The sequence below is a fragment of the Schlesneria sp. genome, assembly GCF_036405755.1.
In the GTDB taxonomy this organism is placed as follows: Bacteria; Planctomycetota; Planctomycetia; order Planctomycetales; family Planctomycetaceae; genus Schlesneria; species Schlesneria sphaerica.
On record NZ_DASWWZ010000621.1, the window covers coordinates 1 to 10258 of the forward strand.

Below are 10258 nucleotides of genomic sequence, written 5' to 3' on the forward strand. Positions count from 1 at the left end.
TTCAGGTTTCCGGTGCACAAAGGGGACGCGAACAGCGACCTCTTGAGCCACAGAAGTACACGTGACCTGGTTACACACCCGATCTTGAATTTCTATCGGATTTTGAACCTGATCCAGTCGATACTGTTTCTTCGACGTGGCCTATTCGGTACACGCCGAACGAACAAACCTTCTTCCTCAGCGGACTGAGCAATTGTTTGTTGAAAACACCTGGAACCAAATACACCCAAAACACTGCGTATCCGTCACGAGATTCACGACCTGCTTGAGACCCACTCAAACAAGCCGTCCCAGCGAATCCACGGAACGGACGCCACTAATTTTAGCAATCCCCTTCGCGGTGTGATACAGCAAATTTTCAATTTGATCTGAAGAATCAGCAACAAACACTGGCTTGGCTTGCATGGCCTACCGACAACGAGTAGACTGCTCGACCCCGAATGGGATTGCGCCTGTTAACTACGGACTCACCCCCATTAGGTCGATAACAGTAAATAATTAATGTATCGGGACTTGGCTCGATTTTGGCTTCGCATGGCGAACTGATCCGCGAGCAGTGGTCACGAAAACCGGTAATGCAAATTGGTTCTTCTGCGTCTGGCAGGGAACGACGAGGGTTCTGTCATGGTTTATCGTCCCCGAACGAAACTGAAGCTGGCTCGCAAGGCCAAACGCTGCCCCAAGTGCAACAAGCTTGTCGGCATGCGTGTTCGCTGCAAAACCTGCCACAAGAAGTTGCGTTGATTACGCTTGCATCAATCGTTGGCTGTATTCTCACCTGACTGGCGAGATCGCCTGCGGTGAACACGATACGAAATCATTTTCTTCAATCCCGCTTCAAGAAGACACTGAAATATGCCTCGCATTGAACGAGATCGCGAGATTGCTCGCCGACGACACCGTAAGGTCAAAATTCAGAAGCTGGTAGCCAAGTACATCAAGGCCACCGCACAGGCCGATAAGGCTGTACTGGCGACCAAAGTTCGTCGGCTCAGCCCTTTCTACAATCTTGAAGAACGCGTCGCAGAAATCAAAGCCGAGCAGGCCAGCAAGTAATTCGGGCTTCGGTTTTCGGGATACTCAAAGCACGGCAAGGCATTGGTCTTGTTCGTGCTTTTTCGTTATTGAGACGAGCTGCGCGGTGTCGCCCGCACCAGTCTCGACACATCTCATGAGGAACACGCCGTGGCTTCTTCGTCGTTGACGAAATTGTCTTTCAGTGAACTGCTCAACCGATTGAACAAGCGCGAACTCACTTCCGTCGAAGTGACAGAATCGTTTCTCAAAGCAATCCGGCAGCGGGATCCGTCCCTGAACGCGTTTGTGCATGTTGACGAAGAGGAAGCCCTTCGCCAGGCGAAAGAGATTGATCACAAGCGTGCCTCCGGCCACCCGCTCGGCATCCTCGCCGGGATCCCCGTCGCCACCAAGGACGTACTCTGCACGAGGGGACAGCCAACGACCTGCGCCAGCCGCATGCTCAAAGGCTTCGTCCCTCCTTACGACGCCTGCGCGATTACAAAGCTGCGTCAGGCCGATGCGGTACTCATCGGCAAGACCAATATGGATGAATTCGCCATGGGTTCATCGGGAGAAAATTCTGCTTGGGGAGCAACCCGGAACCCATGGGATATCGAGCGAATTCCCGGGGGATCCAGCAGCGGATCTGCAGCGGCCGTCGCGGCCAGAATGGCTCCCGTGGCTCTTGGCAGCGATACGGGTGGTTCCATTCGCCAGCCCGCAGCCCTCTGCGGCATTGTGGGGCTTAAACCGACTTACGGACGGGTCTCCCGCTACGGTCTGATTGCTTACGCCAGCTCGCTCGACCAGGTCGGCCCCTTCGCGACAGACATTCAGGGGGCCGCTGCACTGCTTGAGGCCGTTTCGGGACATGACCCGCGCGATTCGACCAGTGTGAACCAGCCCGTTCCCGCGTACAGCCAGCTCTTCGATCAGCCACTCGCAGGGCTGAAGATCGGAATCCCCGCAGAATATTTTTCCGAGGGATTAGATCCAGAAATCGAAGCCTCTGTCCGCCAGGCCCTTAAGGTCTACGAATCCCAAGGTGTACAGTTCAAAGAGATTCATCTCCCTCATTCCAAATATGCCATCGCGACCTATTACCTGGTTGCGACGTCCGAGGCCTCCAGCAACCTCGCCAGATACGACGGCGTACACTACGGCCATCGTGCCGCAGGGGACTCGCAGAGCCTGGCCGAGATGTACGAAGCCAGCCGCGGAGAGGGATTCGGTGACGAAGTCAAACGACGGATCATGCTCGGCGTGTTCTCGCTGTCCGCTGGTTACGCGGACAAGTTTTACACCAAGGCGTTACAGGTGCGCCGCTTGATTCGCAATGACTTTGACGCCGCATTCCAGCAGGTCGATGTGATTGCCGGCCCGGTCACACCGACACCCGCTTTCAAGATTGGTGAAAAAACCAAAGACCCGCTGGCGATGTATCTGTCCGACATCTACACCATCAGTGCAAACTTGGCAGGGATCCCGGGCATCTCGCTCCCGTGCGGTCTGACAAAATCCGGTCTTCCTATCGGTCTCCAGTTGCTCGCCCCCCCATTCGCAGAGGTGCGATTGCTGCAGGCCGGCCGAATGCTGGAACGGGAAACCGACTGGCACCTGATGTCCCCCACGACGATTCAGGATGACATCTAGTCCACGGCAAAAAACCGTGTGTGCGGCTGTTCGGTCCAGATTTCTGGCCAAGCTCGGTTGCCGTCCCCTCGTGGCGACCGACCCCGCGCGTGATTTATCACGGACCGTCAATTGCTGATGGATCGTCCGCTCATTGGCCAAGCAATTTGGCGATCAGAAACGCAGTCTCTGACTCATATTTTTCCGAGCGGGAATGGCCGGGAATGACCAGATGACATTCGTGACCGATTTCGTCGGATCGCTCTTTGAGCTTGATCCCGAAGACCGGGTGATGAATACCATGCCCAGCGTCCCTGGAAGGAAGTGTCATCTCCTCGGTATATCTCAGGAATAGCGGGGGATCTTTCGCGTCGACATGGTTGTAAGGTGAAAACTCCACATAGAGATCGCGGTATTTGTCATAGTTTTTCAGAGCGCCCTCGATCGTCAGTTCTCCGACGGCCATATTGATCATGCGATGCTTGAGGACGTTCGGCCCCAGCCACTCTTCCACCACCTTTGGATCGATTGAGACCTGGCCGGCATACGCCGCCGCGGCGCAAACCCGCGTCGACTGTCGCAGAACTTCAACCTTAGAGTCGGGATCCGCCAGATCGTCGTGGAACAGCAGCCACATCGACGTACAGGCCCCCGCGCTTCCCCCCGTGACGGCGAGATGGTCGCCGTCAATATTCCACTCGCTGGCCTTCGACCTCAGGAACTGGATGGCGCGAGCAGCATCGTGTACGGGGGCGGGCAATGGATTGTCCGGGGTCAGGCGGTAATTGATGGCGGCACAGGAGATTCCTTTCTCGAGAAACGGACGATACTTGTCCGTATTCTGCTTCTTATCCCCCGCCGTCCATCCCCCACCGTGAATGTAAACCATTACGGGCCGGGGCCCTGCTCCCTCTGCCTGCCAGAAATCGAGGACATTACGGGGATAAGGACCGTACGTGACCTCCGCATATGTTGGCTTCAGCTGCGATGCCGGATCCTGGGCCCATGCCTCCCCACTCCCGACCATCCCAGATACCAGCAGCAGCAACCACAGAATCCGTGTCATCATGAATCTTCCCTCGAGGAATCTGGTCCGCACGACGATCCGAACTTTACCACCTGGACAATCCCTGGGCGCGTATACTTGGTGTCAGCGCCAGGCAGGCGCATCGCATCATACCCTCTGCCGACATTGATCACATGGAACGACGCCTGACGCCAAAACAACAGCAATTAGCCTGGGCCAAACTCAACAACCAGATCGTGGGCTGCGAACGCTGCCCGCGGCTACGGACGTATTGCCAGGAGGTCGCTCAGCAGAAGCGGGCTGCCTACCGCGATTGGGAATACTGGGGGCTGCCAGTGCCCAACTTCGGCGATCCATCCGCCCGACTCGTCATCGTGGGGTTAGCGCCTGCCGCACACGGTGGCAATCGAACCGGCCGCGTCTTCACAGGAGACCGCAGTGGCGACTGGCTGTACCGCGCTCTTCACAAAGCCGGGTTTGCAAATCAGGCGACCGCCACACATCGAAATGACGGACTGAAGCTGATTGACTGTGCAATCACCAATCCGTGCCACTGTGCTCCACCCGACAACAAGCCAACGAAGGATGAGATCGCCAATTGTTCGGAGTGGATCGCACGGACGCTGACTCTGTTACCCGTTCAAGTCATCGTCGCCCTCGGTCAGACCGCGTGGACCAACGTGATCGCTCAGGCGATCACCCAACGCTGGCTGCCCCCCAAGGGTCCACGACCGAAATTCGGTCACGGCAAGGAAGTCCCGATGCTCGACGACCGGGGCTGGATCATTGGATGCTTCCATCCCAGTCCCCGCAACACATTCACGGGACGACTCACAGAACCGATGCTCGATGCGGTTTTCACCCAGGCCCGACACCGCCTCGAGAGCTTCCGCCCATGAGTGAGTTTCTGCTACGCCCAATCTTCCAGACGTGAAACGAAAGAACCCCATCAGACCATCGTGAGGCCTGACAGGGTTCTGAAAATCTGTTTCGCCAACTCAGGAGTTGGCAGGATTGGTGATTGCGAGAATCTTTCGTGCCCGCTGCTGGTCTGCGAACTTCACAGCCACTTCTTCATCTGTCTTGGCGGGACGGGCAATCGCTTCCGCGAGTTGCTTCTCCGCTTCTGCAGTCGACAGGTCCTGAGCCGGGACCGCTCGATTCGTCAGCAGCGTGATGACCGGTCCCTGTACCTGAACGAATCCACCGTCAATGAAGTAGACAGTTTCGCCTGCCGTGGTTCGCACGCGGAGCGCCCCAGTTCCGAGTCGTCCGATCAGTGGAATTCGCCCCGGCAGGATGCCGATATCACCGTCGTACAACGGAAAACGGAGCGAAGCGACAGGCTCATCGAGCAAAGTTCGCTCGGGAGTCACGACGATCAGTCGCAATTTGTCGCCACCAGCCATTTTGACCTCACTTAACCACAGCCAATGGGACAATCCCGGCGTCTTGTCCCGAATCACTTCATGCAGTTCACGTCAGCGGGGACCTGAAGCGGCACCCGCTGGCATTATACCACTCGCCATCTGATGCAACCCTGCACCAGATCGTTAATCCAATTCAACAAACTCATCCAGCCTGAAATCGCCGCGGCTGATTAAGCCTTGGCCATACGTTCAGCCTGCTCGGCAGCTTCAGAGATACCACCGACATAAGTGAAGGCGGCTTCCGGCAGATGGTCCCACTTGCCGTCGCAAAGCTCTTCGAAACTCTCGATCGTTTCGTCGCGTGGGGTAATCTTACCCTTCTTGCCGGTGAATGGCTCAGCAACGAGGAACGGCTGCGAGAGGAATCGTTCGATACGACGTGCTCGGTGCACAACCAGTTTGTCTTCTTCGCTCAATTCATCGATACCGAGAATTGCGATGATGTCCTGAAGTTCGCGGTATCGCTGCAGAATCTGCTGCACACGGCGAGCAATCTTGTAGTGCCGTTCACCCACGACCAGCGGGTCGAGGATTCGTGACGACGAAGACAGCGGATCGATAGCGGGATACAACCCTTTTTCAGCGATTCGTCGTTCGAGATACAAGAATGCATCCAGGTGAGCGAACGCGGTCGCAGGAGCAGGGTCGGTCGGATCGTCTGCAGGAACGTAAACGGCCTGCACCGAGGTGATCGCACCACGATTGGTTGAGGTGATTCGCTCTTGCAGAGCTCCCAGTTCGGTACCCAGTGTTGGCTGGTAACCCACGGCACTCGGCATACGACCAAGCAGAGCGGACACTTCCGATCCGGCTTGCGAGAATCGGAAAATGTTATCGACGAACAACAGGGTGTCAGCACCGGTTGCATCTCGGAACCACTCGGCCATTGTCAGAGCGGTCAAAGCCACGCGAAGACGGGCACCGGGCGGTTCGTTCATCTGACCGAACACCATCGCGGTCTGATCAATCACGTGACGGCCAGTACTGCCGATCTCGGCTTCCTGCATTTCCAGCCAGAGGTCGTTACCTTCACGGGTTCGTTCCCCGACCCCTGCGAACACCGAGTAACCCCCGTGAGCCGAGGCGATACGAGCAATCAACTCAGTCAGAATAACGGTCTTACCGAGACCAGCTCCACCGAACAGACCGGCTTTACCACCGCGGACGAATGGAACCAGCAGGTCGATCACCTTAATACCGGTTTCGAACAGTTCGGTCTTGGAGCTGAGGTCCGACAGAGCCGGAGGATCACGGTGAATGGCCCATCGTTCTTCACAGGGAACTTCACCACGGCCGTCGATGGGATCGCCGAGCACGTTAAAGACACGGCCCAGAGTCGCTTTACCGACGGGAACACTCACGGGCGCCCCGGTATCCACAACTTCCATTCCACGAACCATACCGTCGGTGGAACCGAGTGCCACACACCGGACTCGACCGCCACCCAGGTGCTGCTGGACTTCCCCAGTCACCTTGAGCTTGAGCCCCTTCACTTCGGTCTCAATCTTGACGGCGTTATAAATTCCGGGCAGGCTCGCTTCCGAAAATTCCGCGTCAAATGTTGATCCGATGATCTGTGTGACATGGCCAATATTGGTGCCGGTCGTCATATCTGTGGTCTCTATTCTCGAATGGTCTGTTTTGCCACTCTGAACGAACTAACGGGTTAACTGGCGAACAACTCGTGGTCGGGGGCACCGCGTTATTCCAACGCAGCGGCACCACCGATGATTTCACTGAGTTCCGATGTAATCTGCGATTGACGTGCCCGGTTATACTGAGCACGGATTGTGCGGATCATCTCATCCGCGTTGTCGGTAGCACTCTTCATCGCCACCATACGTGCGATCTGCTCACTCACAGCGGCATCCAGGAAGCACTTGAACAGCCGCGCCTTGAATGACGCCGGGACAATCTCTTCCAGAATTTCTTTGGGTGATGGCAGAAATTCGTACTCGATGCTTGGTTTGCCAGAGGGTGCCGCGGCCGCCCCTTCCAGCTTTCCGATCGGCAGCAAGGTCTCAATCACGGCCTTCTGCCGGGACATGGTTTCAAACCGGGTGTAAGCCACGTCCAACCGGTCAATCTCGCCCCGGATGAACAGGTCCACGTACCGCTTTGCCAGCACGTCGACTTCATCGAATGTCGGCTTATCTTCGAAATGCGTGTAGCTGAGCGCCGTCGAAATCTTCTGGAACTTGAAGAAGCCGATCCCTCTCTTACCGGACACTTCAATGTCCAGCGGAATCTGATCCGCTTTGGCCTGGCGGATGCGTGCCTGAGCGTGCCGCAACACCCCCCCATTGTAACCGCCACACAACCCGCGATTGGATGTGATGACCAAAAGGATACTTTTTCGTTCGGTATCCCGTTGTTGCAGCAGTGGATGAGTGAATCCTGACGCGCCTTCCTGAAGTGTGCTCGAAAGATCCGCCACAATTTCAGAAATCTTGCGTGTGTAAGCAGCGGCTTGTGTCGCTCGATCCATTGCCTTTTTGAAGCGTGCGGTCGCAACCAGTTCCATCGTCCGCGTGATCTTGCGGACGTTGCGAACGGCTTTTAACCGCTTGATGATCGCACGTGCTTTTGCCATGGTTCTCTTGTACTGCAGTCAGTTTCAAATTGGGGACGGTGTCGCAACCGGGACATCTGTCAAATGTTCCCGGTTGTTCCTGTTCTCCTGCCGAAACAGAAGGCTTTCGGAATTACGCTTTTGCCTGGGTCGCCTGCCAGCGGTCACGCCATTCTTCCAGTGCCTTCTTCAGGGCACCTTCGGTGGCGTCATCCAGTGCCCCACCCTTGATGAGGGCGTCACGGACTTCGCTCTTCTCTTCTCGCATAAACTGAAGCAGGTTGCTTTCTGCTTCCTGAACGCGTGGTACCGGTACCTTGTCGAAGTAACCCTTCGAACCAGCATAGATACTCATGACCTGATCTGCTGCGTTCAACGGCTGGAACTGAGGCTGTTTCAACAGTTCGACCATGCGGTAACCGCGGTCAAGCTGCTGCTGTGTCGCCTTATCGAGTTCTGTACCGAGCTGAGCGAATGCTTCCAGCTCACGGAACGCTGCCAGGTCCAGTCGCAGACTACCGGCAACCTTCTTCATCCCCTTCGTCTGTGCGTTACCACCGACGCGGGAGACAGAGATACCGACGTTGATGGCGGGCCGAACACCCTTGAAGAACAGATCCGGCTCGAGGTAGATCTGACCGTCGGTGATCGAAATCACGTTCGTCGGGATATATGCCGAAACTTCCCCTTCGAGGGTTTCGATGATCGGCAGGGCCGTCATCGATCCACCACCGAGCTCGTCGCTCAACTTGGCGGCACGTTCCAGCAGACGGCTGTGACAGTAGAACACGTCCCCGGGGTACGCTTCACGACCTGGTGGGCGTCGCATCAGCAACGACAACTGACGATAGGCAGTCGCCTGTCGAGTCAAGTCATCGTACACGACCAGGGTGTGCTTACCCTGATACATGAAAAATTCAGCGATCGAAGCACCGGCGTAAGGAGCGATGTACTGCAGCGGAGCAGGATCGCTGGCCGAGGCACTCACGACGATGGTGTAGTCCATCGCTCCGGCCTTGGTCAGAGCTTCCACCACACCGGCTGTCGAGCTGGCTCGCTGACCGCACGACACATAAACACAGATGACGTCGCCGCCCTTCTGGTTAATGATCGCGTCGATGGCGACGGCTGTCTTGCCCGTCTTTCGGTCACCAATGATCAATTCTCGCTGACCACGACCGACAGGGGTCATGGCGTCAACAGCCTTGATCCCGGTCTGCAGCGGCTGCTTGACCGGCTGACGTCCGGCGACGCCTGGTGCCGTTGTTTCCAGCGGACGGGTTTCGGTGGTCAGCACAGGACCCTTGCCGTCGAGCGGATTACCCAATGGATCGATTACGCGACCAATCAGGCTTTCCCCGACAGGAACCGACAGAAGTGCGCCAGTCGTACGGACTTCTTCACCTTCAGTGATCTTCAGGTAGTCACCGAGGATGATCACACCGACGGAGTTCTCTTCCAGGTTGAACACCTGGCCGCGAACGCCGCTCTTGGTGAACTCCACCATTTCGCCAGCCATGGCTGTCGATAAGCCATAGACCCGCGCGATGCCGTCACCGACCTCGACGACGTGGCCGACTTCACTGGTTTGTATTTGTCCGCGAAAGCCTTCAATTTCCGTCTTGATGACTGAAGCGATCTCGCCCGCGTTGAATTTCATTCAGACACCTCTCGCGCAAACGAACGCGAAGTTGTTTTACTTGAGTTTTCAAGGAACCGTCATAGACGGTATCGCCAACACGAATCGTCATCCCGCCGAGGAGAGATGGGTCGACCCGCGTTTCCAGAATCGGCTGTTTTGACAATGCTGTCGCCAACGAACTGCGAATGGCATCGAGCGTCTCGGTAGAGAGCTCTGCGGCACTCGTGATCTGCACTCGCTGCTGATTCAGGCGTTGCTCGGCCTCGCGGACGGCAGCATCATGAATCAGCGGGACGAGACTCAGTCGATCGTGATTTGCGACAACGCGAATAAAATCTGCGAATAGTGGGGTCGATCGCGGAACCACAACTTTTTCAAGCAGTTGCAGCTTCGCTTCGACGCTCAACCCCTGCGCCCGCAGCATTTGGTCAAACTCGGGGTTCTGTTGCAGTACGTCTGTGACGAACGACCCGAGTTCTTCCAGTGCCGCAGGAATCCCGCCTGCTTTCTCGGCAGATTCGAGATAGGCGTGTGAGTAGACCTTTGCCACCGACTGGGCACGTGGGTCTTCTAACACGGAGGAGATTTGAGTGCGGAGATCTTGCGAATCCACGTCAGCCGACTCCCTAGTTCCGCCGAACATTAATTTGTGACAGTGCTTCTTTCACGAGACGATCATGGTCATCGCCAGAAAGGCTCCGACCAATCACATTCTCGGTTGCGTTGACGACGTTGGTTGACACGAAGTCAAACAATTCCGTCAACGCCTGATCGCGTGATCGCTCGATGTCAGCAATCGCCCGCTGCCGCGAAGCGTCTGCTTCCTTCTGGGCCGTTGCCAGAATCTCTTGCTTGGTGTGCTCGGCATCCCGGCGGGCTTCCGCCAGGATCTCACGGACTTCTTCCTGCACCTTGGCAAGCTTCAGTTCGTGTTC

At 56.5% G+C, this 10258-nt stretch carries 10 protein-coding genes; 3 read left to right on the plus strand and 7 right to left on the minus strand.

The genetic code is table 11. The features are described 5' to 3' along the window. The first annotated feature begins 855 nt into the window (after nucleotides 1–855). Nucleotides 856–1056 carry a DUF6800 family protein gene (locus tag VGE80_RS20525; protein WP_373650542.1) on the plus strand — a complete coding sequence of 67 codons (201 nt, stop codon included), beginning with the start codon at nucleotides 856–858 and terminating at the stop codon, nucleotides 1054–1056. Nucleotides 1057–1185: 129 nt separating this feature from the next. Next, nucleotides 1186–2673 (plus strand): Asp-tRNA(Asn)/Glu-tRNA(Gln) amidotransferase subunit GatA, encoded by a 1488-nt coding sequence (gene gatA, locus VGE80_RS20530; protein ID WP_440593959.1) that lies wholly within the window; start codon nucleotides 1186–1188, stop codon nucleotides 2671–2673. Between the two features lie 130 nt (nucleotides 2674–2803). Here gatA and VGE80_RS20535 read toward each other — a convergent pair whose 3' ends face one another. Then, nucleotides 2804–3721, minus strand: a complete 918-nt coding sequence (locus VGE80_RS20535) for an alpha/beta hydrolase (protein WP_440593960.1) — start codon at nucleotides 3719–3721, stop codon at nucleotides 2804–2806. A 131-nt stretch (nucleotides 3722–3852) separates the two neighbouring features. Between VGE80_RS20535 and VGE80_RS20540 the strand changes: the two genes are divergently transcribed. Beyond that, nucleotides 3853–4578, plus strand: a complete 726-nt coding sequence (locus VGE80_RS20540; RefSeq protein ID WP_373650539.1) for a uracil-DNA glycosylase — start codon at nucleotides 3853–3855, stop codon at nucleotides 4576–4578. A gap of 99 nt (nucleotides 4579–4677) precedes the next feature. On the opposite strand, the gene atpC is transcribed toward VGE80_RS20540, so the two are convergent. The 6 genes from atpC to VGE80_RS20570 form a co-directional block, all read right to left on the minus strand. After that, complete coding sequence (gene atpC / locus VGE80_RS20545) at nucleotides 4678–5088, minus strand: ATP synthase F1 subunit epsilon (RefSeq protein ID WP_373650538.1); 411 nt, start codon at nucleotides 5086–5088, stop codon at nucleotides 4678–4680. A 191-nt stretch (nucleotides 5089–5279) separates the two neighbouring features. Further along, nucleotides 5280–6719 (minus strand): F0F1 ATP synthase subunit beta, encoded by a 1440-nt coding sequence (gene atpD, locus VGE80_RS20550; RefSeq protein WP_373650537.1) that lies wholly within the window; start codon nucleotides 6717–6719, stop codon nucleotides 5280–5282. Between the two features lie 92 nt (nucleotides 6720–6811). Then, nucleotides 6812–7702, minus strand: a complete 891-nt coding sequence (gene atpG / locus VGE80_RS20555; RefSeq protein ID WP_397571328.1) for an ATP synthase F1 subunit gamma — start codon at nucleotides 7700–7702, stop codon at nucleotides 6812–6814. A gap of 112 nt (nucleotides 7703–7814) precedes the next feature. After that, complete coding sequence (gene atpA / locus VGE80_RS20560; protein ID WP_397571329.1) at nucleotides 7815–9341, minus strand: F0F1 ATP synthase subunit alpha; 1527 nt, start codon at nucleotides 9339–9341, stop codon at nucleotides 7815–7817. Then, nucleotides 9292–9936 carry an ATP synthase F1 subunit delta gene (gene atpH / locus VGE80_RS20565; RefSeq protein WP_397571330.1) on the minus strand — a complete coding sequence of 215 codons (645 nt, stop codon included), beginning with the start codon at nucleotides 9934–9936 and terminating at the stop codon, nucleotides 9292–9294. The genes atpA and atpH overlap by 50 nt, the downstream gene beginning before the upstream one ends. A gap of 13 nt (nucleotides 9937–9949) precedes the next feature. Beyond that, nucleotides 9950–10258, minus strand: a 309-nt coding sequence (locus VGE80_RS20570; RefSeq protein ID WP_440593961.1) for a F0F1 ATP synthase subunit B family protein, incomplete at its 5' end; no start/stop codon positions are given.

Excerpts from the sequence above, each read along its gene's own strand:
- VGE80_RS20525 (WP_373650542.1), top strand. The coding sequence starts at position 856 with ATGCCTCGCATTGAACGAGATCGCGAGATTGCTCGCCGACGACACCGT.
- VGE80_RS20535 (WP_440593960.1), bottom strand. The coding sequence starts at position 3,721 with ATGATGACACGGATTCTGTGGTTGCTGCTGCTGGTATCTGGGATGGTC.
- VGE80_RS20540 (WP_373650539.1), top strand. The coding sequence starts at position 3,853 with ATGGAACGACGCCTGACGCCAAAACAACAGCAATTAGCCTGGGCCAAA.
- atpC (WP_373650538.1), bottom strand. The coding sequence starts at position 5,088 with ATGGCTGGTGGCGACAAATTGCGACTGATCGTCGTGACTCCCGAGCGA.
- atpD (WP_373650537.1), bottom strand. The coding sequence starts at position 6,719 with ATGACGACCGGCACCAATATTGGCCATGTCACACAGATCATCGGATCA.
- atpG (WP_397571328.1), bottom strand. The coding sequence starts at position 7,702 with ATGGCAAAAGCACGTGCGATCATCAAGCGGTTAAAAGCCGTTCGCAAC.
- atpA (WP_397571329.1), bottom strand. The coding sequence starts at position 9,341 with ATGAAATTCAACGCGGGCGAGATCGCTTCAGTCATCAAGACGGAAATT.